The organism is Paraburkholderia sp. GV068 (genome assembly GCF_003058125.1).
GTDB lineage: Bacteria > Pseudomonadota > Gammaproteobacteria > Burkholderiales > Burkholderiaceae > Paraburkholderia > Paraburkholderia graminis.
Map to the genome: position 1 here is coordinate 419,719 of NZ_QBUB01000002.1, position 23,691 is coordinate 443,409.

Genomic DNA, 23,691 nt, shown 5'->3' on the forward strand with positions numbered 1-23,691 from the left:
AAAGGTTAATTCCGCCAAATAGTGGCGCGAATCCGCTTTCCCACTTGCTGGGTATATGCCCGACAGAAAACGGCTTGGTAGGCCCTTTACGGAGACCCGTATCGACGAGATTCTCTATTTCGGCCTTTCGTAAGGTTAACCCCGATTTAAACGCAAACCAACAAAAGGGAAATTCTGTCTGCTGCGTGTAATAAAAGTGCAACCCAATCGATGCCATCGTCAAGCTGCGGTTTGACGGTCGCATCGCGCGCGCCTGAAAGGAGAACAATTTGGTCCTGGAACTGGAGCAAGTCAGTGTCGTTTCTGGCGGGCAACCGTATCTGTACGGCGTGGATTTGCGTCTTGTGCCAGGCGCTATCAATGTGCTGCTCGGTCCGACCCAGGCGGGAAAGACCACGCTGATGCGCGTGATGGCGGGACTGGACAGGCCGAACGCGGGCCGCGTGCTGGTGGACGGCCAGGACGTGACAGGCGTCAGCGTGCGCCAGCGCAATCTGGCGATGGTCTATCAGCAGTTCATCAATTATCCGGCGATGACCGTGTTCCAGAACATCGCGTCGCCGCTCCAGTTGCAGAAGACCGATTCGGCGGAAATTCGCCGGCGCGTGCTCGAGGTCGCGGGGAAACTGCATATCGAGCATCTGCTCGAGCGGCGGCCGAGCGAACTGTCGGGTGGTCAACAGCAGCGCTGCGCACTCGCGCGTGCGCTCGTGAAGCGCACGTCGCTCGTGCTGCTCGACGAACCTCTCGTGAATCTCGACTACAAGCTGCGCGAGGAATTGCGCATGGAGTTGACCACGCTTTTCGCGGACGGCAAGACGACCGTGGTCTATGCCACCACCGAGCCGCTCGAAGCGCTGCTGCTCGGCGGCTATACCGCGATCATCGACAAAGGCCGCGTGCTGCAATTCGGTCCGACGCTCGACGTCTACAACGCGCCGGTCAACGTGGATGCAGCAGCCGTCTTCAACGATCCGCCGATGAACATGCTGACGAGCGAGCTCAACGGCAACGGCCGCGCGCGTCTGCCGATCGGCGTCGACGTTCCGCTCCGGCAAGGCACCGCTGCGAACGGCGCATGCCGCATCGGCATACGGCCAGGGCACTTGCGCCTTCACGCGAAAGCGCCGCATGCAGTCGCTGTTCCCTGCCGGCTCGAACTGGCCGAGTTGAGCGGCTCGGAAACCTATCTGCATTTGCGCACGCTGACGGGCGGCATCGACCTCGTCGCGCAGTTGCAGGGCGTGCATCAGATCGAGCTCGGCACCGAACTCAACGTTTTCATCGACCCTGACGAACTGTTCGTGTTCGGCGCGGATACGAAACTGGTATCGAGCCCGGAGGCCGCTCATGGCGCGCATTGAGTTCCAGAATCTCGCGCACGCATATCGTCCGAACCCCGCGACACTCGACGACTATGCGCTGCAGCCCATGAGCATGGTGTGGGAAGACGGCGGCGCTTATGCGCTGCTCGGGCCGTCGGGCTGCGGCAAGACCACGCTGCTCAACATCGTGTCGGGCCTCGTCAAGCCGTCCGAGGGCAAGGTGCTGTTCGACGGACGCGACGTGACCGCGCTCGGCGCGCGCGAGCGCAACATCGCGCAGGTGTTCCAGTTCCCGGTGATCTACGACACGATGACCGTGTTCGACAACCTCGCGTTTCCGCTGCGCAATCGCAGGATGCCGGCCGCCGAAGTAAAAAAGCGCGTGCACGAAGTCGCGGAAATTCTCGACATGACCCGCGATCTGCCGCACAAGGCCAGCAATCTGGCGGCCGACGCGAAGCAGAAAATATCGCTTGGACGCGGCCTCGTTCGCCAGGACGTCGCGGCGATTCTGTTCGACGAACCGCTGACCGTGATCGATCCGGCGATGAAATGGATGCTGCGCCGGCAGTTGAAAAAGATCCATCAGCAACTGAAGCTCACGCTGATCTACGTCACGCACGATCAGGTCGAGGCGCTCACTTTCGCCGATGAAGTCGTCGTCATGACGAACGGCCGAGTCGTGCAGAAAGGCGGCGCCGATGCGCTCTTTCTGCGGCCGGATCATGCGTTTGTCGGCTACTTCATCGGCAGTCCGGGTATGAATCTTTGTCCGATCGAACTCGACGCCGACGGCGCGCGGATCGGCTCACAGCGTCTCACGCTCGGCGCCGCCACGCTCGCGGCGCTGGGCGACGCGCATCAGCAGGCAAAGAGCCCGCTTACATTGGGCATTCGCCCCGAGTTCGTGCGGCTCGCCCACGAAGGCGAAGCCGGCGCCGTCAGAGTCGAGGTGCTGCGCGCGCAGCAACTCGGCAATTACCAGCTCGTGACCGCGCAATGCGACGGCCATCTCTTCAACGCGAAACTCGAGCCGCATGTGCGCGTGGTGAACGGGCCCGCCTGGCTGCGCGTGGCCGCGCCAGAAACGGTGTTCTTCTGCAATGACGAAAGAATCGATGCACGTAACGCAGAAGGAGCCGCGCAATGAACAAGCCCGTCAATCAGAAAGCGTGGCTGCTCGTAATACCCGTGTTCATCTGCGTGGCCTTTTCCGCGATCTTGCCGCTGATGACGGTCGTCAACTATTCGGTGCAGGACATCATTAGTCCGACGCAGCATGTGTTTGTCGGCACCGAATGGTTTCGCAACATCATGACCGATCCCGATTTACGCGACGCGCTCGGCAGACAGATCATCTTTTCCGCTTGCGTGTTGCTGTTCGAGATTCCGTTGGGCGTGGGCCTCGCGCTTTCGATGCCCGCTTCCGGATGGCGCGCATCGGCGGCGCTCGTCGTGCTCGCCATGCCGTTGCTGATTCCATGGAACGTGGTCGGCACAATCTGGCAGATTTTCGGACGCCCCGATATCGGCCTGCTCGGTTACTGGCTCAATAGCCTCGGCTTCGATTACAACTACACGGCAAGCCCCACGGCCGCATGGATCACCGTGCTGGTGATGGACATCTGGCACTGGACGCCGCTCGTCGCGCTGCTCTGCTACGCGGGCTTGCGCGCCATTCCCGATGCGTTCTATCAGGCCGCCGAAATCGACGGCGCGAGCCGCTTCGCGGTTTTCCGCTACATCGAACTGCCGAAAATGCGCGGCGTACTGATGATCGCCGTGCTGCTGCGGTTCATGGACAGCTTCATGATCTACACCGAACCGTTCGTGCTGACGGGCGGCGGCCCCGGCGATTCGACAACTTTTCTCAGCCAGTACCTGACGCAAAAAGCGGTCGGCCAGTTCGACCTCGGCCCCGCCGCGGCTTTCTCGCTGATCTATTTCCTCATCATTCTGCTGCTGTGCTTCATTCTCTATAACTGGATGAGCCGTGTAGGCAAAGGCGGCCCCGCTGCGGAAGGAGACGAACATGCAGGATAAGCGCCGCTGGATGCGCACGTTGGTGCTCGTCGTCTATATGCTGTTCGCACTGATTCCGCTTTACTGGATGTTGTCGATCTCGCTGCGCACGAACGAAGAAACCATGTCGACGTTCGCCACGCTGCCGCAGCACATCACGTTCGACAACTACAAGATCATCTTCACCGATCCCTCCTGGTACTGGGGCTACATCAATTCGATCATCTACGTGCTGATGAACACGGTGATGTCCGTGCTCGTCGCGCTGCCCGCCGCTTACGCGTTCTCGCGTTATCGCTTTCTCGGCGACAAGCACATGTTCTTCTGGCTGCTCACCAACCGGATGACGCCGCCCGCCGTGTTTTTACTACCGTTTTTCCAGCTCTATTCGAGTGTCGGTCTAACGGACACGTATATCGCCGTCGCGCTCGCGCACATGCTGTTCAACGTGCCGCTCGCCGTGTGGATTCTCGAAGGCTTCATGTCGGGCGTGTCGCGAGAAATCGACGAGACCGCGTACATCGACGGCTATACGTTCCCTGCTTTCTTCGTGAAGATCTTTCTCCCGCTGATCAAATCGGGCGTCGGCGTTACGGCGTTTTTCTGCTTCATGTTCAGTTGGGTCGAACTGCTGCTCGCGCGCACGCTGACGTCCGTCAACGCGAAGCCGATTGCGGCCGTGATGACGCGCACCGTGTCGGCGGCCGGCATGGATTGGGGCGTGCTGTCGGCGGCGGGCGTGCTGACCATCGTGCCTGGCGCGCTGGTGATCTACTTCGTGCGCAACTACATCGCGAAGGGCTTTGCGATGGGGAGGGTCTGATGTTCACGTGGATGTACTGGACGCCCGAGGTGGCGATCTTCTTCGTCTGCATCGTCGTGATGCTGGCCGGCATGACCGTGTGGGAACTGCGCTCGCCGACGCATGAACGCAAGGGCTTTCTGCCTATCGCGACCACGCGCGGCGATCGCCTTTTTATCGGCCTGCTCGCGGCCGCGTATGTGAATCTCGCGTGGATCGGCATTAGCGCCGAAGGCTCGACTTCGTGGCCGGGCTCGCTGGCTTCGCTACTGGTTCTGCTCGCGATCATGTGGAAAGGTTGAATAGAAACGAAACGCACGCAATGAGCACTCGCAATTGCCGGTTCCGCTGATGCCCCAAGCGGGCGCCGGAAAGATCGAAGGGGCACGAAGGACACAGGAGAAGACCATGCAACAGAGGAGACGGATCGTCGCGCTCGCAGTGGCAAGCATCGTGTCGGGTGCCTTTGGGAACCAGGCTATGGCGGGCATACCTGAAGCGCAGAAGTGGGTCGATAGCGAGTTTCAACCTAGCACGCTCTCGAAACAGCAGCAGATGGACGAAATGAAATGGTTCGTCGACACCGCGAACAAACTGAAGTCGCAAGGCGTCAAGGAAATTCACGTCGTGTCGGAAACGATCGACACGCATATCTACGAATCGAAAACGCTCGCGAAAGCCTTCACCGAAATCACCGGCATTCAGGTGAAGCACGACATCATTCAGGAAGGCGATGTCGTCGAAAAATTGCAGACGTCGATGCAATCCGGGCAAAGCATTTACGACGGCTGGATCTCGGACTCGGATCTGATCGGCACGCACTATCGCTATGGCGTCATCATCCCGCTGTCCGATTACATGGAGGGTGAAGGCAAGCAATACACGAATCCTGGGCTCGATATCAAAGACTTTATCGGCACGAGCTTTACGACGGCGCCGGACAAGAAACTCTATCAACTGCCCGATCAGCAGTTCGCCAATCTTTACTGGTTCCGCGCGGACTGGTTCGCCCGCAAGGACTTGCAGGACAAGTTCAAGGCGAAGTACGGCTATGAGTTGGGCGTGCCGGTGAACTGGTCCGCGTATGAAGACATCGCCGAGTTCTTTACGAATGACGTGAAGAACATCGACGGCGAAAAGGTCTACGGCCATATGGACTACGGCAAGAAAGACCCGTCGCTCGGATGGCGCTTTACCGACGCATGGCTTTCCATGGCGGGCGAGGCCGACAAGGGCATTCCGAACGGCATGCCCGTCGACGAATGGGGCATTCGCGTGACGCCGGACGGTTGCCATCCGGTTGGCGCATCGGTGTCGCGCGGCGGCGGCACCAACAGCCCGGCGGCCGTCTATGCGACGACCAAATACATCGACTGGCTCAAGAAATACGCGCCGCCTGAAGCGTCCGGCATGACCTTCAGCGAGGCGGGCCCCGTGCCCGCGCAAGGGAAGATCGCGCAGCAGGTGTTCTGGTACACCGCGTTCACCGCGTCGATGTTGAAACCCGGCAACGTGACGAACCCGGACGGCACGCCGAAGTGGCGCATGGCGCCGTCGCCGCACGGCGCGTACTGGAAGGACGGCATGCAGAACGGCTATCAGGACGTCGGCTCGTGGACCTTCTTCAAGTCGACGCCGGCCAATCAGCGCGCCGCCGCATGGCTGTATGCGCAGTTCGTGACGTCCAAGAGCGTATCGCTGAAGAAGTCGATTGTCGGTCTCACGTTCATTCGCGACTCCGATATTCATAGCGACTACTTCACGAAGAACGCGGACAAGTACGGCGGTTTGATCGAGTTCTATCGCAGCCCGGCACGCGTCGCGTGGACGCCGACCGGCAACAACGTGCCGGACTATCCGAAGATGGCGCAGCTCTGGTGGAAGAACGTAGGCACCGCCGTCGCTGGAGAAAAGACGCCACAGGCCGCAATGGATAACCTCGCCAAGGAGATGGACCAGGTGTTGTCGCGCTTGCAGCGGGCCGGCATGAAGGCATGTGCGCCGGAGATGAATGCGGCGAGCGATCCGTCGAAGTGGTTGTCCGATCAGCACGCGCCGTGGAAGAAGCTCGCCAACGAAAAGCCGAAGGGCGAGACAGTCAAGTACGATCAGTTGCTGTCGGCGTGGAAGGCGGGCAAGGTGCGGTAAGCGGCTAACGTTGCGATTGGCAATCCGCAAACCGCAGTCAGTTTGTGAAAGGGCGGCACGATTGATTGTGCCGCCCTTTCCTTTCTTATTAGCGCCGATTGAAGACTTTAAGCTACTCGTTCGCCATCTCGACTAGCTTTGCAACCGTGTTCATGTTGCGCGCGGTTCCCGTTTTGGCTGCGGGAATTTTGAGCTTCGTGTCGGCCATTCCGTTGTTGTAGTGCACGTAAATCTCGCGCGTGCCGAGCGCCATTTCTTCGTCGCGCTGGCCGCTTGCGTGAGCGAGTGCATCGGCGGGCGGCGGTGCGTCGAGAAAGATCGCGACTGTCCGGTTCGGTGCCGCCGATTTGAACGGATTCGCTGCGAGTACCTGCGCAAGTTCCGCGCTCGTGCGCACCGCGACGCCGACCGGTGCGCCCGCATACGCTTCGAGGCAACGCTCGAGCCGGCTCTTCACCGACGCTTCGGCAAGCTTGCTGTCGAACACGACATTGCCGCTCGCGATATACGTGCGGACATTCGTGAAGCCAACGGATTCGCACATACTTCGCAATTCAGCCATTGGCAGTTTGCCGGTGCCGCCGACATTCACGGCGCGCAGAAGAGCGATATATCGGGTCATCAGTTCGTTTCTGTTTTATTGAGCGTTGCAATGAATGCTTTTACATGAGCGAAGCGGCTCGCGCGATCATCAGCAAACCCATGCCGACGATTGAATACCCAATACCTCGCGCGACAAGCGGACCACGCGGCGCGAGACGCTCGAGCGTGATCGCCACAGTAAGCGCGGCCATCGCAAGAAGATCCATCACGCCGATCGCGACGAGTACCGCAGTGAAGCTCGCGCAGCAATAGCAGCAATGGAGCCCGAGGCGCAAGCCGTATCGTAACGCGGCGTCCGAGCGCAGCGGCAATACAGCGTGGCCGCATTCCTGTGGCTGTTGGCAGCAGTCGAGATAATGCGCCTTCCACGCTGAGGATTGCAACGCGCCTGCGAGCAGCACCATCACGCCGGCTATAACGGGCACAGCATGCGAAAGCGCCGGCACCTGCATTTGAAGTTCGACGAAGGCTGCGCCGAGCGCGAACACCACCGCGCCCAACGCAGTCCATACGGCGAAATAGCCGATGCCTGCGAGCCAGGTCAGCCATGTGAGCGCGGGCGCCCGCGCGCGCCCGTGCCGCGCGCTGTCGAGCGCTTCGCGATAACGCCACAACACAGGCGCGACGGAAGGCAGCATCATGGCGGTCATCATCGCGATCCACATGCCGACGAACGATGCCGCGACGCGCAGCCACGTCTTTCCGCACATGGGCATCCACATCATCGACATGCTCCAGCCGCCGCGCATCGGCAACTCGCCCATTGCCGACATCGACAGACAAGCCGCGATGGTCGCGCCCGCACTGATCGCGAACAGCAAGCCGCAGACGCTGTAGAAAACAGCGCGCGCAGAGCATCGCGCGCCGCTTTCGCCGACGCTAACGAGGTCCATCACGCGCCTCAGCGCTTCTCGTATTCGTCGTGACGGCGCCACCAGATGCCCGTCTCGTTGCGCCCTTTCGGCGCGCGGTCGAGCCATTGGTACATGCCCCACAGTCCGTCGAGTCCGCGCGCATAAGTCGAGTACGTGTGGTACACGTGGCCGTCTTCGAGCACGAACGCGCTGAGTCCTGGCCGGTCGCGCGCATACGTCGACGGGTCGGTTCCGCAAGTCTCCGCAAACTGAGCGACGGGCTCCGGCGCCGGCACGGCGTCCATTGCGTGACGGCCGCGCTGATAGTTATATTCGACGGTGCCCTCTCGCTGCTGCTCCTCGGTGAACGAGATATTGAAGTCGAAGTTGAAGTCGCTGCCCGCCGACGACGCCCACGGAAACGTCCAGCCCATGCGCCGCTTGTATTCCTGAAGCTTCGCAAGCGGGGCGCGCGAAATCGCCATCAGCCTCACGTCGTGATTCGCGAGATGAACCTCGAAGCCGTCGAAGCCGTCCGCAATCGACGAGCACGACGGGCAGCCCGCCTTGTAGTCCGGCCCGAACATGAAGTGATAAACGAGAAGCTGCGAGCGCCCCGCGAACAGATCGGCAAGCGTTGCACCGCCCTGCTCGGTTTCGAATCGATACGTCTTGTCGACGCGAACCCAGGGCAATTCCTGGCGTTGCCGAGCGATCTCGTCGCTGCGCCGCGTCAATTCTTTTTCCGCGTTGAGCAGATCGAGGCGCGCGGCCAGCCATTCTTCGCGTGTCCCGGTCTTATGTGTCGTGGTCATGACTCTCTCCGTTCGGTTTCGGTAGTCGTTGATCGCTTTCGATACGACGTACTGGTTAGCGGTCGTGCTAGATTAGTACCGGGATTCCTGACCGTGGGAGTGACAAGTGTGGCGCGATTTCGATGAAGACCGATCCGCTCATTCAAGCCGCAGCGCAGGCACTCGCGGCCGGTGATCCGCTCGGCGCATTGAAGCGCGTCGCCTTGCGCGACGACGCACCGGCGCTCGCCCTTCGCGGCATCGCCCTGGCGCAACTCGGCGATCTGATTCGGGCGAAGGCGCTCGTGCGAAGTGCCGCGCGCGCGTTCGGCGCCCGGCAAGCCGTCGCGCGTGCGCGATGCGTGGTGGCGGAAGCGGAGATCGCCCTCGCCTCGCGCGATCTTGCATGGCCAGCCAAAGCGCTCCGCGACGCGCGCGCGATTCTCGAAGCCCACGGCGACCGCGCCAATGCCGCGCATGCAGCGTATCTGGAGGTGCGGCGGCTCGTGCTGATCGGTCATATCGACGACGCCGAGCGCCTGCTTGCCGCGCTCGATCCCACGCCTTTCCCGCCTGCGTTGCGGGCCGCGCATGAGCTGGTCGTCGCAGGCGTCGCGCTGCGGCGCTTGCAAACTGCCGCGGCTCGCGTCGCATTCGCACGCGCGAAACAGGCCGCCTATGAAGCGCGTATTCCCGCGCTGATCGCCGAAGTGGAAAGCGCTTCGCATACGCTGAAGCTGCCCGCCGCGCGTTTGATCGCAAGCGGCGAAGAGCGGCTTTTACTGCTCGACGAAGTGGAAGCGTTGCTCGCGTCAGAGGCGCTCGTGGTCGACGCATGCCGTCACGTCGTGCAGAAGACCGGCGCGATCGTCTCGTTGACGCGGCGGCCCGTGCTGTTCGATCTCGCGTATCAACTCGCCGAAGCGTGGCCCGCCGATGTCCCGCGCGACATGTTGATCGCGCGCGCCTTCAGGACGAGCCACGCCGACGACTCGCATCGCGCGCGCCTGCGTGTCGAAATGGGCCGACTGCGCACGATGCTTGGGGCGCTAGCCGATGTCAGCGCAACGCGGCGCGGCTTTGCGTTGATGCCGCGTCACGGGCATCGCGTTGTGCTGCTCGCGCGTCCCGTCGAAGAAACTCACGCGGCCATGCTCGCACTGCTCGCCGATGGCGAGTCGTGGTCGAGTTCCGCGCTTGCGCTCGCACTCGGCGCAAGCCAGCGCACCGTTCAGCGCACACTCGATTCGCTCGCGGCCGCAGGCAAGGCGCAGTCTTTTGGCCGCGGACGCGCGCGCCGCTGGATGGCGCCGCCCGCATCCGGATTCGCGACAACGTTGTTACTCTCCGCGCCGCTCGCGCTCAATTAGGATGACAGCATGAATCGATCAAACGCCACCATCATCCGTGAATACGGTCCCTTTCCGGACGTCGAGCAAGTCGGCGGCGTCACATATGACGGCCAGCATGTCTGGATCGCGGCCGGCAAGACGCTGAACGCATTCGATCCCGCGAGCGGTGACACGCTGCGCAGCATAGAGATCGCCGCCGACGCGGGCACGGCCTTCGACGGCCAGCATCTGTACCAGATCGCCGAAGGCCGCATCCACAAGATCGACCCGGCCAGCGGCCGCATACTCTCGACGATTCCCGCGCCTGGCGGCAACGGCGCTTCAGGACTTGCGTGGGCTGAAGGGTCGCTGTGGGTCGGCGAATATCGCGAGCGCAAGATTCATCAGGTCGATCCCGAGACCGGCGCGGTGCTGTCCACCATTCAATCGAATCGCTTCGTGACGGGCGTCACGTGGGTCGACGGCGAGCTTTGGCACGGCACATGGGAAGACGACGCGAGCGAGCTGCGTCACATCGATCCGCGTACCGGCGAAGTTCTGGAAAGCCTCGAGATGCCGGCGGGCGTCGGCGTGTCCGGTCTCGAGTCGGACGGCGGCGAACAGTTCTTTTGCGGCGGCGGCAATAGCGCAAAAGTGCGCGCCGTGCGCCGCCCCGAACGCGAGACCGGCGAAGTCAGATAGCAGCAGTCGCGGCGTGCGGCATGCTGCGCCGCACCGCATGTTCACGCATGCCGATGACCATGATCGCCGCTGCTCATCGACTGCGGCTCGTCGTATTCCTGCGAGATGTCCTTGTTCGTGTAGTCGCCCAGACGCGATGCAGCAATGAGGCTCAGCAGCCCGCAAACGAACACATAGATGGCAATGGCGTAGCCCGAGTGATAGTAAGCGAACAGCGCCGTCGCGATCAGCGGCGCGGGACCGCCCGCGATCACCGACGCCAGTTGATAGCCGAGCGACGCGCCGCTATAGCGCAGCCGCCCCGTGAACGACTCGGCGATCAATGCGGCTTGCGGCCCGTACATCATCGAGTGCGGTACGAGCGAGAGCACGATGGCCACGAAAATCCACGTCGGATCGCGCGTGTCGACCATGGCGAAATAAACAAAGCCGAACAGGCCCGCCGCGGCCGCGCCGATCATGTACATGCGACGCCGCCCGATCAGATCGGACACATGGCCGAACAGCGGAATAGTGCCGAATTCGAGCACGGAAGCGACCAGCACCGCCGTCAACAGCAGATCGCGAGACGCGCCGAGCGTCGTTACGCCATACGTGAAAACAAATGCCGTGAAGATGTAGAACGGCGCCTGTTCCGCCATGCGCGCAATCGCCGAAAGAAGAATGTCTTTTGGCTGACGGCGAATGACTTCGAGCATCGGCGTCTTTTCGATTTTGCGCTCCGCGAGGAGCTTCGCGAAGATCGGCGTCTCGAGAATGTTCAGTCGAATGTAGAGGCCGATTGCGACCAGAACAATGCTCAGGAAGAACGGCACGCGCCAGCCCCAGGTCAGGAACGCGTCGCCGGAAACGGCGCTCATTGCCAATACCGCGAGGTTCGCGATAAACAGCCCGGCCGGCACACCGAACTGCGGCCACGACGCGACGAAGCCGCGGTGCGCGTTGGTGCGCGCCCATTCCATCGACATCAGCACCGACCCGCCCCACTCGCCGCCCACACCCACGCCCTGAATGAAGCGCAGCACCGTGAGTATCACCGCGCCCCAGATTCCGATGGACGCATACGTCGGAACAAACGCGACCGCGAAAGTCGCGAGTCCCATTAGCAGCAGCGTGACGATAAGCGTGGCTTTGCGGCCGATACGATCGCCGTAATGCCCGAAAATAGCCGCGCCCACCGGCCTCGCGATAAAGCCGACCGCGTAGATGAGAAACGCCTGGAGTGTGCCGACAAGCGGGTCCGATTGCGGAAAGTACAGCTTCGCAAATACCAGACCCGTTACCGTGCTGTAGAGAAAGAAGTCATACCATTCGATCGTCGTGCCGATCGTGCTGGCGATAACGGCGCGGCGCAGTTGGCGCCGTGCGTCCTCGTCGGAGAGGGGCACCGCCCCTGGTTGCGTGGCAGTCATTTCGCACCCCCGATTGAATGCGCGACATTGCTGTATTGACATGTTGCGCGGGGGGAGGTTCCGGCTTGCCATCGCATCGCCCGATTGTTGGCCTCACGCCGCTGATATTGAGCGCTTGCCCACAAAGCGCGCGACGTTACCCAGTCGCATGACCACATGTGTTAGTTCGCCCACGGTTGAACCTGTCCCTCTTGCCTAAAGTCCACTCAGAAGCACGAAATCAAAAGAACAGAAACACATCAAGCATCAATCATTAGATGCGTCGGGGAGACAGTCATGAACACCAATACAAACCGCATGCGGGCGGCCGACACGGCCGCGCCGACATGCGCGAACGCTGACCTGTGTGTGCCGATTAAACACGGCGCCACACGGCACTGTCTTCTTCCACGACAACACCACTTCTTCGCAGCGAACTCTTCCGCGACTTGTGCAGTTGCATCACGCGACGGCCACGGGTTGCCTCCATGACGTTCGCCCGCTGCCCGCACGCCTAAGACAGGCGTCAATCCAAAATTTTCTTGCAGTACCTGCTACATATCCGCGCCGATGTAGCGGGATAACCACGCGCGTCCTATGGGAGATCAATTATGAAACGCAACCTTATTGCAGCAGCAGTCCTCTCGTTCATTTCCGTCGCCGCTTTCGCTACCGGTACAAGCTCCACCTCGAGCTCGACGTCGGGCGGCTCGACCACCGCCGCGGTGATCGGCTTCGGCCACTTCACCGCCACCGATGCCGGCGCCGCCAACGGTCACGCGTCCGCCACGGCCGGTTCGGGCTATGGCGTCACGGGTAACACGACGAATGCAACGACGAGCCACATCAACACGTCGCAAGCAGGCGGCTTTGGCTTCGGCGGATCGACAGCCGGCGGCCTCTCGGGCGCCGACGCTGCGGCCAATGCATGGAGCAAGCTCGGCAGCGGCTGGCACTAAGCAACTCATTCGAGGCGGTGCATGGGCCGAGTGCGGCCCAATGGGCACCGCCTCATTTGCACGCCGCCTCGTTTGTAGTGAAGAAGGGTTTGGGGAGAACTAAAGTGAACAAAACTATCTTGCATCTGGCATGCGCCATTGCGCTTTGCGCCGCGCACGCCGCTAACGCCGATACGACCGCCGATTCGTCGTCGGGCTCCGTATCGGGTTCCAGTTCGATCGGCATCGGCCAGGGCGGCGGCTCGAGCCTGAACAACATCGGCACATCGTCGAACTCATCCGCCACGACGAACTCGACGTCGACTTCGGTAGGCGGCATTGGGCGAGCCACCGCTTCGGGCGGCTCGTCCAACGTGAATGTATCGGTCACGATGCCGACGATGACCGCGTCGACGGGAGGCTTGTCGGGCAGCGGCACAGGCGCCGACACGACCAGCAAAGCTTCGGCAGGTCCGGGAACGAACGCGTACGACACGCGAGCGACGGTCGACTACAACCAGAGTTCGTACTCCGTGCGCACGACGCCGAGCATCGCCGCGCCCGCACTGACGACGACGCTCTCGGACACCTGCATGGGATCGACCAGCTTCGGCATCTCGGTGACGGGCTTCGGTCTGACGGGCGGTACGACCCAAGTCGATCAGGCTTGCGTCCGGCGACTCGACGCACGCGAATTCCGCGCGATGGGCCTCACCGACGTCGCGCTTGCATTGCTGTGTCAGAGCGACGCGAACCGCAAGGCTGTCGAATCGACGGGCCATCTCTGCCCCGGCACGACCGCGCCTCTTGCACGCACGCCCGACGCGGCGCAATACTCAGAGGACGAAAAGTATCGCGATCCGATTGTTCGCGCCCGGCTCGGTCTGCCTGTGGCTGCAACGAACGAACGCACGGCGCCGGTGAAGGCCCAACCTGCAGCGGAAACGCGCAAGGCGCCATCGCTCAACGTTGGACACGACGAACTCTCTGATGGAAAGCCGGCATCGCCCGCGAGCGACAACTTCAAGGTTTCGCTAATCAAATAGGGCTTTCTTTGCGCATGGCAAAGTGGACCGAAGAGAGAACAGTCGAGGCACTGTATGAAGAGCCATTTGGTATTCGCGATGCTGACGCTCGCCGCGGTGACTGGTGCGAATGCGCTGGCCGCGGCACCGCCGGCGAGCGTGTGGGCTGGCGAGCCGGGCGGAGTGTCGGCAACGTCCAGCGTGTCGGCTCCTGCATTGCTGCAATGGAGCGGCGCCATTCCCTTAAGTACTGCAGGCGGCGAAAAATGCCTGCTCGTTGCTCGTCGGCAATCGCATATCGTGGCGATCGAATTGTCGCCGCTGGTCGTCGGACCTGGCGTAATCGGCTGGGCACCGAATGGAATCGGCACGAGTACCGCGAGCTCAGAGCAGGCTAATGCCGCTACTGCACGGGACGGCAATCCGCCGCGCTTCAGCAATCCGGCGACTGCTGCGATCACCGCATCGAATCATGCGATGCCGCGACAAAGCGTGACGCCCGAAACTTTTTCGAAGTCCGGCTCGTGGCGCAATAGCAGCGTCGAAGCCGACCGGAAATCCGCGGCTGCTAAAGAGTCGGTGGAAGTAGTGACCGTCAAAGGCAAAACATACAGGACGTATGGTCACTTCAAGACTGCGCCGAAAGAAGTTCCGACTGCAGTCTCCGAGGAAAAGGTCTGTCAATAATGGGCTGCCGCCGTGGCGGCTAGTTCAGTTCTTGTTGTCGTTGCGCGATGTCTTGCGCGGCGAGTCACGCCGCCGCCGATGCACGCAGCCGATTGACCAACTGGTTGTCCTTGCCTTCTACGCGCGGCGTCAAGCGCACATCGAACACGATTTCCTTGTACGCGTCAGTCTTGAGACCCAACGCCTCGCCGCCGGTCTTCTCGACCACATGGGGAATAAGTTCTTCGCGAGTCGCATAGGCGAAGTCGTCCCACATCAGCGGATCGCCTTCGATATTGATCTGCGTAGTGAGCTTGCGGTGTTGATTGCTCGTGACGAAGAAGTGCACATGCGCCGGACGATTGCCGTGACGGCCGAGCGCATCCAATAGTTGCTGCGTTGCGCCATGCGGCGGGCAGCCATAACCGACCGGCATCAAGGTGCGGAACTCATAGGTTCCGTCCGTACCGGTCTTTACTGCACCGCGCAAATTGAAGTCGCTCTGCGTCCCGGTCGGATCGAAGTGCGAATAGAAGCCTTTCGAATTCGCGTGCCAGCACTCGACCACCGCACCCGCGACAGGTTCGCCATCGGGCCCAGTGACAGTGCCGCGAATGACTAGCGGGCCCGCTTCGTTGTCTGGATCGAGGTCGATTTTCGACACGCTGTCGCGCACAGGCGCACCGGCCACATACAGCGGACCTTCGATAGTACGGGGCGTGCCGCCGTCGAGTCTGGCTTGCCTGTCGGCAGCATCCATGCGGATGTCCAGGTACTTTTCGAGGCCAAGGCCGGCAGCAAGCAAGGCCGCTTCGCCATCTCGTCCCAGCTTGTTGAAGTAGTTCACGCCAGTCCAGATTTCATCCGGCGTCATGTCGAGATCGTCAATAGCATTGAACAGGTCGCTTAGCAGGCGATGCGTGATCTGTCTCGCGCGCTTATCGCCGCTATCGCTATTGAGATTCGCGGCTGCCGTCAGCAGGTCTTGGACTTCCTGTGTTGCAAATACTTTGATACTCATGATTCTGTCTCCGTGTTGTATTGGGAAAGCGGCGTGGGCGCGCGTCAGTACATCGCGCGCTTTGTCGGCCTCACGCGTCGCCGGTACGAACGGAAGAAGGATGACGGCACAACGGCGTGACGGAAATTTTCATGTACGGATACAACGGCAAGGCCATCAGAATGTCGTGAAGCTCAGCGTTGCCTTCCACGTCGAACACGCTGTAGTTGGCGTACTCGCCTGCAATGCGCCAGATATGGCGCCACTTGCCACTACGCTGCAATTCCTGCGAATAACTCTTCTCGCGTGCTTTCAGTTCATTTGCCTTATCGGCCGGCATGTCGGGCGGAATGCTGACATCCATGCGTACGTGGTAGAGCATTGTTCTCTCTCACTCTTTAGGGAATTACTGTGTGACCTTCTCGGAGCCGTCGCGGGTAAAGCGCTTTATCCTGTCTTTGTCCAGTTCGATGCCGAGGCCGGGACCATCCGGCACGGTCAATTCGAAATCGCTGTAATCGAGCGGCTTTACGAGAATTTCCTCGGTAATCAGCAACGGACCGAAGAGCTCGGTTCCCCATTGCAGATTCGGGATGCTCGCAAACAGATGCGCCGATGCAATCGTGCCGACCGCGCCTTCGAGCATCGTGCCGCCATAAAGCTCTATACCGGCGGCGTCCGCGATAGCGGCGACACGCTGTGCCGCGAAGAGTCCGCCGCTCTGTTCTATCTTGATCGCGAATACATCGGCGCCCTCGTTCTTCGCAATGTCGAAAGCGCTCTGCGGGCCTTGGAGTACTTCGTCGGCCATCAATGCAACAGGGAAGCGACGCATTAGCCGCTTGAGCGCTGCCGCGGAATTCACCGGCTGCTCGACCAGTTCACATCCGGCATCGGCGAGTGCAGGAATGGCCCACGCCGCCTGTGTCTCGCTCCACGCCATATTGACGTCGACGCGCACTGCGCCGCGATCCCCCACTGCTTTCTTGATGCGCGCTACGTGTTCGATATCCACCTTGGGATCTCTTGCGCCGATCTTTAACTTGAACGTCTTATGCCGGCGTAATTCGAGCATCTTCTCCGCTTCCGCGATGTCCTTTTCGGTGCTTCCGGAAGCGAGCGTCCATGCAACCGGCAGACGATCGCGGCAACGCCCGCCGAGCAGTTCGCTGACCGGCACGCCAAGACGCCGTCCATGCGCATCGAGCAACGCTGTTTCGACGGCGCTCTTCGCGAAGTGATTCACTTTGACGAGCTTACTCAAATGCGCCATTAAAGCCTGAACACGCGAGGCGTCTTTGCCGATCATCGCGGGGCCCAGGTATGCGTCGATTGCGAGCTTCATCGACTCCGGGCTTTCAGGTCCATACGCCATGCCGGCAATTGTCGTCCCTTCGCCAATACCGACACTGCCGTCGCTGCAATAGATCGTCACGAGCATCAGCGTCTGGCCGTGCATGGTGCCGACTGACAGCTTGTGCGGCCGGATCGTCGGCAAGTCGACGAGGCGCGTTTCGATACGTTCGATTGTCGGTTGAGTCATGAGCCAATGAAGTGAACTGATAGCTGCGTCACAAGGTAAGGTCGCCCGCAACGCCGGTCAAATAAATCAATATCGCGCGCCGCATCCATATCGCTGATTTGCCTATTAATGCCGAGGGTTTTCACGGACAGCTCATGCACCGAATTCATATCGCGCATTTTTGGCTCGAATTTGACCGGTGTCATGGCGGCTTATATTGTTCGACGCATGCCGTTTCCGTGTCGATTGAAAGCGCCGCGCCGTCTTCGAGCAATTTGAAGCGGGTTAAAAACCTTCGTTATCCGAATGACTATGAACCCTGACGCCGTGAATCCCGATCTGAGCGCGCCGACGCTCGCCGCGAGGCCCGCGCCCCGCGGCGTGAGCAACGTGCAGCGCGCCGTCACGACTGCCGTGCTTGGGCAGATCCTCGAGTGGTACGACTTTTTCCTTTACGGCACCGCTGCGGCGCTCGTCTTCGGCAAGCTGTTCTTTCCTGTCGGCACCGATCCGTTGACCGGCACCATTGCTGCATTTGGCGGCTTTACCGTGGGCTTCATCGCACGGCCGATAGGCGGCGTACTGTGCGGCCATATCGGCGACCGCTACGGTCGCAAGGTCGTGATGATGCTCACGCTTCTCACGATGGGCTCGGCCACGATGCTCATGGGCCTGTTGCCCACGTATCACCAGATCGGTATCGCAGCGCCGGTGCTGCTCGTGCTGTTGCGCATCTTGCAGGGGCTCGCGGCGGGCGGCGAATGGAGCGGCAGCATTCTGCTCATCCACGAGAACGCGCCGCAATCGAGGCGCGGTGCGCTCGCCGCGTGGAGCCCATGCGGCGCCGCGCTTGGTTTTGTGCTGTCGACCGCTGCGTTCCTGCTCGTCCAGAATCTTCCGTCCGGCGACTTCCAGAGCTGGGGCTGGCGCATACCGTTCGTCGCGAGCGCGGCACTCGTCGCACTCGGCTTGTGGATGCGCCGCTCGGTCGGCGAAAGCGCCGCCTTCGCGGAAGTCAAGGCGACGCGCCACGCAAGCCGGATGCCGGTGATCGAAGTCCTCAAGCAATGTCCGCGTGAAGTGCTCACCGTGTTCGGCCTGCGTTTCGGCGAAGGCGGCGCGTCGTACATCTTCTTCGCGTTCTCTATTGCATACGGACAGTTCCTCGGCATCAAGTCGAGCTGGATCCTGGGCGGCCTCACCATCTCCATGCTGCTGATGATCCCGGTCTCGCTGCTGTCCGGCCACATCACCGACAAGGTCGGGCGCAAGCCGGTCTACCTCGTGGGCGCGATCGCGATGGTGCTGGTCGCATGGCCTTACTTCTCGCTGTTGGGCTCGGGCGAATACTGGAAGGTCATCGCCGCGCTGCTGCTGGCGAACAGCCTCACGCTGGGCATTCTGGAAGGCGCACAGCCTGCCTTCATCAGCGAAATGCTGCCGGTACACCTGCGCTTCTCGGGACTTGGCATTGGCCGCGAGTTGTCGTCGGTACTCGGCGGCGGTCTCTCGCCGATGATCGCGACCGCGATGCTGGCTCACTATCGCAGCGCCGTGCCGGTTGCGATCTATCTCGGCGGCCTGGGCCTCGTCACCGTGATTGCGACGCTGCTCGCGCGCGAGACCTTTCCCAAAGCGATGCGCAGCGCCGCGCATCAGCGATCCGAATGACGCATCACTTCATTGACCAAGAGGTACTTCGCATGCAAGCCCTTCATAGCGGATCGATTAGCCGATCGATTAGCGAATCGATTATCGACTCGCAGAACGACTACCCCGAATACGCCGCGCCCCTTTCGCTCGACGCGCTGATCGACGAGGTCGAGCGCCGCCGCGATGAATTCGATGCACTCTCGCATGTGCCGCGCGATATGGTCGCCAAGATGAAACGCGCAGGCATTTTTCGCGCGAGTACGCCGAAGCGTTTCGGCGGCGACGCACTGCCGCCGCCGCGCTTTCTCGAGATGCTCGAGCGCATCGCCATTGCCGATGGCTCCACCGCATGGGTCGCCGCGTTCGGCTCGGCAAACACCTATCTCGCGTCATTGCCCGTTGAAACGCAGGCGGAAATTTATGCGTCCGGGCCCGATCAGGTCTTTGCCGGCGGGCTGTATCCGCTGCAAAAAGCCGAGCGCCTGGAAGGCGGTTACCGCGTGTCCGGGCAATGGCGCTTCGCGAGCGGTTGCAAGGGCGCGGATTGGATCGGCGTCGGCATCGGCGGCGCTCCCGCCGGCGCAGACGATAAAAACGCGGGTAAGCCGTTCACCGCGGTCTTTCCCGCGAGCGAAGTCGAAATCGTCGAGAACTGGAACGTGGTCGGCATGCAGGGCACCGGCAGTCACGACTTGCGCCTGAAGGACAAGTACGTCGACGAGCGATGGACCTTCGTTCGCGGCGGCGTCGCGCTGATCGACGAGCCGTTGTATCGCTACCCTGCCGTCAGCTATCAGGCGCAGGTGCATGCCGCCGTCAACGTCGGCCTCGCGCGCGCGGCGCTCGACCTGCTGGCAGGCATGTCGGGCGTGACGAAGACCACCACGGGCGCGCCGCGTCTCGCCGACCGCGCCTACTATCGCTCCGGCCTCGCGCAAGCGGAAGCGCAGTGGCGCAGCGCCCGCGCGTTTTTCTTCGACACCGCGGAAGCATCGTGGCGCACCGTGCTCGCAGGCGACCCCGTGCTGCCCGCGGAAGCGAACCTGCTACGCCTCTCAGCGACGCACGCGGCGCATACGTGTGCCGACATCGTGATGCAGGCGTACAAGATGGCGGGCGTTGGCGCGATCTACCGGGAGAGCCGCATGCAACGGCTCGTGCGCGATTCGATCGTCGTGACGCAGCACGCGTTCCTCGGCGAAGGGACTTACGACGCATCGGGAGCCGTCTTCGTCGGCATTCCGCCTGTGACGCCGTATCCCTGAGCCGTGAGAGGAGCGATGGCCATGACGCACGACGAACAACGCACCCAGTTCCGCAACGCGATGGCGAGCCTCGCGGCGGCGGTCAACGTGATCACCACCGACGGTCCGCACGGCAGATGCGGCATCACCGCGAGCGCCGTGTGTTCGGTGACGGACTCCCCGCCGACCATGCTGATCTGCATCAATCAGTCGAGTTATGTGCACGACGTGCTGCACGGCAACGGCCGCGTATGCATCAACGTGCTGGGCGCGCAAGGCCAGGAGCCGGCGCGCGTGTTCGCGGGCATGACCGGTTGCTCGATGCAAGCGCGCTTCGATCAATGCGCGTGGCACGCGGGCCGCCTTGCGGTCCCTGTGCTCGACGATGCAATCGCCACGCTGGAAGGCACGATCATCGACAGCAAAACGATAGGCTCGCACTCCGTGATCTTCGTGCGGATCGAGCATATCGATCTGTGCGGCGAAGGCAACGGCCTCGTCTACTTCGGCAGACGATTCCACCTGCTCACAGGCGAGGCGGCATGACGATGCAAGTTTGCCTTTTCCTGATCGGCGGTCCGCGCATGCAGCCGCTGCTTGACGGCGCCGCGCTGCAACGGGCGGCGGAAGGCGTCGAAGGTCTGAGCAGGCTCATCGTTCATGAACCGCTCGAACAGCGCGTCGACCCGCGCATCGCGGCCTCGAGCGATGCGCCGTCGACCGTACTTCAGTGGTACTTCGACGATCTTGCGCCGCTCGAAGCCGCCTGCGCGGAAGACGGCGCGATTCATCGCGCGTTGCAGGCTGCGGCACATCACGCATTGAGCCGGCAATCGTTCGCGCAGCAGGTCATGGCGGTTCGCACGCACAAACGCACCGCGCGATTCGACGCCGAGCGCTGCACCTATCTGGTCGCCTACGAAGGCATCGCCGACAACTTCAACGCGTGGCTTTCGCATTACCTGGAGCATCACCCGCCATTGATGCTGCAACTGCCGGCGCTGCGTGAGCTGGAAATCTACACGCGCATCGACAGCAGAAGCGGCTTGCCTTTTGCCCAAGCCAATGCGATGCAGCGCAACAAGGTCGTATTCGACGATGCCTCCGCACTCGCGATCGCGCTTGCCTCTCCGGTCCGCGACGCGATGCGCCGCGACTTCCACGCGCTGCCGCCTTTCACGGGCGCGACGCCGCATTTTGCAATGCGCAGCAACTACGGTAATCTCGGGACACACTGACCGGCGTCGCGAGATGCGCGTTGCCCCCTTTGTCCGCGAGCGAAGCGCATGACCAAGCCGCATGTCGGCATCGCCGATCTGAACCTGCTGCGCGTTTTCCTTGCGATCTGGGATCTGCGCAGCCTCACTGCCGCCGGTGATCGCCTGGGTTTGACGCAGCCGGCCGTGAGCCACGCGCTGCGTCGTCTGCGAAATCTTTTCGAAGACCCGCTGTTTCTGCGCACGCCCGGCGGCATGGTGCCCACCGATGCCGCCTACCGCCTTTATCCGCCGCTCGCCCAGGCGTTTGCGATCATCAACGACGCGGTGCAGCAGCTCGCGAAGTTCGACCCCGCCACGGCGCAGCGCGTGTTTCGCGTGTCGATGTCCGACATGTCGGAGTTTTATTTTCTGCCGCCGCTCGTCTCGATGCTGGATCGCGAGGCGCGCGGCATTCGCATCGAAGTGGCGAATATCCCTGTTCAATCGGTTAGCGCCGCGATGCGCGCCGGCGAGATCGACCTGGCGCTCGGCTATGTGCCCGGACTCGACGCAGGCTGCGTGAGCCAGACGCTGTTCGTCGACGAACATGTGTGCGTGGTGCGCGCGGGTCATCCACTGCGTAAGACGAAGCCGACACGCGAAGACCTCGCCGCGCTGCGCTACGTCTATGCGACCACCAACGCGACCGGGCACCGCATGGTCGAGCAGTGGCTCGATGAACTCGACGTCAAGCGCGAGGTCGTTGTGCGGCTGCCGCATTTCGTCGTCGCGCCGGAGATTGTGATGAACACCGACCTCGCCGTGATCTTTCCGAAGAGCATCGCGCGCCGGTTCAATCGCGGCAAGGCGTTCCGCGTACTGCCGTTGCCGTTCTCGCTGCCGCCGATCGAAATCAAGGTGCATTCGCATACGCAGTCCGCGTCGGACCCCGGCATTGCATGGCTGCGGGACGCGCTGTTCGCGATGTTCCATCAGCCGCAAGCCTGACGCGCGGGGCCCGCCCGGACTATTTGCCGCGCTGATATTCCCCGCCCTTTTCGGCCGATTTGACGCAGTTATCCGGCGCTTTGAAACTGTCCGCTATGCGAAGCCCGAGAGGCGCGCGCCACCTACCTACCCAGCGAGCAGACATGTCCACGGTTCAATCCTCCTCGGCAGCCGAACGTATTCCAGCGACGCCGGATCGCGCACTCAGACGTATCGTCGTCGCGTCCGTCGCGGGCAATGCAATGGAGTGGTATGACTTTTTCGTCTACGGCACGGCCGCGGCGCTCGTGTTCGGGCAACTGTTCTTTCCGGCCAACGCGGACCCGCTGGTCGGAACGCTCGGCGCTTTCGCGGCGTTTGCGATGGGCTTTGTCGCGCGGCCGCTAGGCGGCGTCGTGTTCGGACATATCGGCGACCGCTACGGACGTCGCGCGTCGCTGGTCTGGACGCTGCTCATCATGGGCGTCGCGACGTTCGGAATCGGCCTGTTGCCGACCTACGATCACGTCGGCCTATGGGCGCCCGCCGCGCTTGTCGGCCTGCGTCTGCTGCAAGGCATTGCGTCGGGCGGCGAGTGGGGCGGCGGCGTGCTGATGATCAGCGAAAGCGCACCGCCCGAGAAACGCGGCTACTACGCGGCGTGGAGCCAACTGGGCGTGGGCGGCGGCTTCGTACTATCGTCGGCGGCGTTTCTCGGCGCGCAAGCGTTGCCGCACGATCAGTTCATTTCGTGGGGCTGGCGTCTGCCGTTTCTCGCGAGCATCGCCATCTTCGCGATTGGTGTCTACATCCGCCACAACCTGCCGGAGAGCCACGATTTCGAGGAAGCGAACAAGGCGGGCAAGACCGCGCACATGCCGGTGATCGAGGTCATCAAGCGTCACCCGAAAGAGATTCTCATGGCGATGGGCCTGCGCGTCGCGGAGAACGGCGGTGCTTATATTTTTCTCGCGTTCTCATTGGTCTACGGAAAGTTTGCCGGTATCTCCAACTCGATCATGCTCACCGGTGTGATGCTCGCGATGATCATCGAGATGTTTGCGATGCTCCTGTGGGGCAAACTCTCCGACCGCATTGGACGCAAGCCCGTCTACATGATCGGCGCGGCGTCGCTCGTGGTCATGGCGTTCCCATTCTTCTGGCTGCTCGACACGCACTCGACACCGCTGATCTGGCTCGCGCTGGTGCTCGGAACGGCCGTCTGCCACGGCGCGATGATCGGCACGCTGCCCGCGCTGGTCGGCGAATTGTTCAGCACGGAAGTGCGCTATTCAGGCGTTGCACTCGGACATGAGGTCGCGTCGATTTTCGCGGGCGGCCTGTCGCCGCTCATCGCGACGGCGCTGCTCGTGCGGTATCACGCTTACTGGCCCGTCGCGTTATTCCTCATCGGTCTGGGTCTCGTTACCGTCGTGACGCTCAGGTTCACGCATGAGACGCGGCGCTAACCACGACTCATCGTTT

General features: G+C 61.9%; 25 protein-coding genes. 17 read left to right on the forward strand and 8 right to left on the reverse strand.

Features of this window, described 5'->3' with window-relative positions; all coding sequences use genetic code 11:
* Window positions 1–269: 269 nt before the first annotated feature.
* The 6 genes from C8K18_RS06775 (at window position 270) to C8K18_RS06800 (ending at window position 6,297) form a co-directional block, all read left to right on the forward strand.
* A complete protein-coding gene (locus C8K18_RS06775; RefSeq protein ID WP_029967084.1) occupies window positions 270–1,364 on the forward strand; it encodes an ABC transporter ATP-binding protein in 1,095 nt (364 codons plus the stop codon).
* Window positions 1,351–2,475: an ABC transporter ATP-binding protein gene (locus C8K18_RS06780; protein WP_107707026.1), complete on the forward strand. Its 1,125-nt coding sequence runs from the start codon at window positions 1,351–1,353 to the stop codon at window positions 2,473–2,475. The genes C8K18_RS06775 and C8K18_RS06780 overlap by 14 nt, the downstream gene beginning before the upstream one ends.
* Entirely contained in the window at window positions 2,472–3,368 is an 897-nt protein-coding gene (locus tag C8K18_RS06785) for a carbohydrate ABC transporter permease (RefSeq protein ID WP_029967086.1), read from the forward strand. The genes C8K18_RS06780 and C8K18_RS06785 overlap by 4 nt, the downstream gene beginning before the upstream one ends.
* Entirely contained in the window at window positions 3,358–4,170 is an 813-nt protein-coding gene (locus C8K18_RS06790; RefSeq protein ID WP_006047284.1) for a carbohydrate ABC transporter permease, read from the forward strand. The genes C8K18_RS06785 and C8K18_RS06790 overlap by 11 nt, the downstream gene beginning before the upstream one ends.
* A complete protein-coding gene (locus C8K18_RS06795; RefSeq protein ID WP_006047285.1) occupies window positions 4,170–4,451 on the forward strand; it encodes a DUF2160 domain-containing protein in 282 nt (93 codons plus the stop codon). The genes C8K18_RS06790 and C8K18_RS06795 overlap by 1 nt, the downstream gene beginning before the upstream one ends.
* A 106-nt stretch (window positions 4,452–4,557) precedes the next feature.
* Complete coding sequence (locus C8K18_RS06800; protein WP_006047286.1) at window positions 4,558–6,297, forward strand: ABC transporter substrate-binding protein; 1,740 nt, start codon at window positions 4,558–4,560, stop codon at window positions 6,295–6,297.
* Between the two features lie 112 nt (window positions 6,298–6,409).
* On the opposite strand, the gene C8K18_RS06805 is transcribed toward C8K18_RS06800, so the two are convergent.
* From C8K18_RS06805 to C8K18_RS06815, 3 genes are read right to left on the reverse strand one after another with little or no spacing between them, the layout of a single operon-like run.
* Entirely contained in the window at window positions 6,410–6,919 is a 510-nt protein-coding gene (locus C8K18_RS06805) for a DUF1697 domain-containing protein (RefSeq protein WP_107707027.1), read from the reverse strand.
* Window positions 6,920–6,959: 40 nt separating this feature from the next.
* Entirely contained in the window at window positions 6,960–7,793 is an 834-nt protein-coding gene (locus C8K18_RS06810) for a DUF2182 domain-containing protein (RefSeq protein ID WP_107707028.1), read from the reverse strand.
* An 8-nt stretch (window positions 7,794–7,801) separates the two neighbouring features.
* A complete protein-coding gene (locus C8K18_RS06815; RefSeq protein ID WP_107707029.1) occupies window positions 7,802–8,569 on the reverse strand; it encodes a DUF899 domain-containing protein in 768 nt (255 codons plus the stop codon).
* 122 nt (window positions 8,570–8,691) lie between these two features.
* Here C8K18_RS06815 and C8K18_RS06820 point away from each other — a divergent pair, with 122 nt between their 5' ends.
* Complete coding sequence (locus tag C8K18_RS06820; protein ID WP_107707030.1) at window positions 8,692–9,918, forward strand: helix-turn-helix domain-containing protein; 1,227 nt, start codon at window positions 8,692–8,694, stop codon at window positions 9,916–9,918.
* Between the two features lie 9 nt (window positions 9,919–9,927).
* Window positions 9,928–10,581 (forward strand): PQQ-binding-like beta-propeller repeat protein, encoded by a 654-nt coding sequence (locus tag C8K18_RS06825; protein ID WP_107707031.1) that lies wholly within the window; start codon window positions 9,928–9,930, stop codon window positions 10,579–10,581.
* A 41-nt stretch (window positions 10,582–10,622) separates the two neighbouring features.
* Here C8K18_RS06825 and C8K18_RS06830 read toward each other — a convergent pair whose 3' ends face one another.
* Window positions 10,623–11,993: an MFS transporter gene (locus C8K18_RS06830; protein ID WP_029967101.1), complete on the reverse strand. Its 1,371-nt coding sequence runs from the start codon at window positions 11,991–11,993 to the stop codon at window positions 10,623–10,625.
* Window positions 11,994–12,583: 590 nt separating this feature from the next.
* On the opposite strand from C8K18_RS06830, the gene C8K18_RS06835 reads away from it, so the two are divergent.
* The 3 genes from C8K18_RS06835 to C8K18_RS06845 all read left to right on the forward strand — a co-directional run bounded on the left by C8K18_RS06835 (window position 12,584) and on the right by C8K18_RS06845 (window position 14,622).
* Window positions 12,584–12,931, forward strand: a complete 348-nt coding sequence (locus C8K18_RS06835) for a hypothetical protein (protein WP_029967103.1) — start codon at window positions 12,584–12,586, stop codon at window positions 12,929–12,931.
* Window positions 12,932–13,035: 104 nt separating this feature from the next.
* Window positions 13,036–13,956 carry a hypothetical protein gene (locus tag C8K18_RS06840; RefSeq protein WP_107707033.1) on the forward strand — a complete coding sequence of 307 codons (921 nt, stop codon included), beginning with the start codon at window positions 13,036–13,038 and terminating at the stop codon, window positions 13,954–13,956.
* A 54-nt stretch (window positions 13,957–14,010) separates the two neighbouring features.
* Window positions 14,011–14,622 (forward strand): hypothetical protein, encoded by a 612-nt coding sequence (locus C8K18_RS06845; RefSeq protein WP_107707034.1) that lies wholly within the window; start codon window positions 14,011–14,013, stop codon window positions 14,620–14,622.
* Between the two features lie 64 nt (window positions 14,623–14,686).
* Here the strand turns inward: C8K18_RS06845 and catA are convergent, their stop codons facing one another.
* From catA to C8K18_RS06865, 4 genes are all read right to left on the reverse strand, one after another.
* Complete coding sequence (catA, locus tag C8K18_RS06850; protein WP_107707035.1) at window positions 14,687–15,622, reverse strand: catechol 1,2-dioxygenase; 936 nt, start codon at window positions 15,620–15,622, stop codon at window positions 14,687–14,689.
* A gap of 70 nt (window positions 15,623–15,692) precedes the next feature.
* Window positions 15,693–15,983 carry a muconolactone Delta-isomerase gene (gene catC / locus C8K18_RS06855; protein ID WP_006047295.1) on the reverse strand — a complete coding sequence of 97 codons (291 nt, stop codon included), beginning with the start codon at window positions 15,981–15,983 and terminating at the stop codon, window positions 15,693–15,695.
* Window positions 15,984–16,007: 24 nt separating this feature from the next.
* Window positions 16,008–17,144: a muconate/chloromuconate family cycloisomerase gene (locus tag C8K18_RS06860; RefSeq protein ID WP_107707036.1), complete on the reverse strand. Its 1,137-nt coding sequence runs from the start codon at window positions 17,142–17,144 to the stop codon at window positions 16,008–16,010.
* The gene (locus C8K18_RS06865; RefSeq protein ID WP_108506358.1) at window positions 17,141–17,329 is read right to left on the reverse strand and encodes a hypothetical protein; all 189 of its coding nucleotides are present in this window, start codon (window positions 17,327–17,329) and stop codon (window positions 17,141–17,143) included. The genes C8K18_RS06860 and C8K18_RS06865 overlap by 4 nt, the downstream gene beginning before the upstream one ends.
* 106 nt (window positions 17,330–17,435) lie before the next feature.
* Here C8K18_RS06865 and C8K18_RS06870 point away from each other — a divergent pair, with 106 nt between their 5' ends.
* The 6 genes from C8K18_RS06870 to C8K18_RS06895 all read left to right on the forward strand — a co-directional run bounded on the left by C8K18_RS06870 (window position 17,436) and on the right by C8K18_RS06895 (window position 23,675).
* Window positions 17,436–18,794, forward strand: a complete 1,359-nt coding sequence (locus tag C8K18_RS06870) for an MFS transporter (protein WP_258196072.1) — start codon at window positions 17,436–17,438, stop codon at window positions 18,792–18,794.
* 32 nt (window positions 18,795–18,826) lie between these two features.
* Complete coding sequence (locus C8K18_RS06875; protein ID WP_107707147.1) at window positions 18,827–20,041, forward strand: acyl-CoA dehydrogenase family protein; 1,215 nt, start codon at window positions 18,827–18,829, stop codon at window positions 20,039–20,041.
* Window positions 20,042–20,062: 21 nt separating this feature from the next.
* Window positions 20,063–20,566 carry a 4-hydroxyphenylacetate 3-monooxygenase, reductase component gene (gene hpaC / locus C8K18_RS06880; RefSeq protein ID WP_053859837.1) on the forward strand — a complete coding sequence of 168 codons (504 nt, stop codon included), beginning with the start codon at window positions 20,063–20,065 and terminating at the stop codon, window positions 20,564–20,566.
* Window positions 20,567–20,568: 2 nt separating this feature from the next.
* The gene (locus C8K18_RS06885) at window positions 20,569–21,258 is read left to right on the forward strand and encodes an ethyl tert-butyl ether degradation protein EthD (protein ID WP_107707148.1); all 690 of its coding nucleotides are present in this window, start codon (window positions 20,569–20,571) and stop codon (window positions 21,256–21,258) included.
* 48 nt (window positions 21,259–21,306) lie between these two features.
* On the forward strand, window positions 21,307–22,227 hold the full coding sequence (locus tag C8K18_RS06890; protein ID WP_029967122.1) for a LysR family transcriptional regulator: 921 nt from the start codon (window positions 21,307–21,309) through the stop codon (window positions 22,225–22,227).
* 143 nt (window positions 22,228–22,370) lie between these two features.
* Window positions 22,371–23,675, forward strand: coding sequence for an MFS transporter (locus C8K18_RS06895; RefSeq protein ID WP_107707037.1), 1,305 nt, complete (start codon window positions 22,371–22,373; stop codon window positions 23,673–23,675).
* Window positions 23,676–23,691 lie beyond the last annotated feature (16 nt).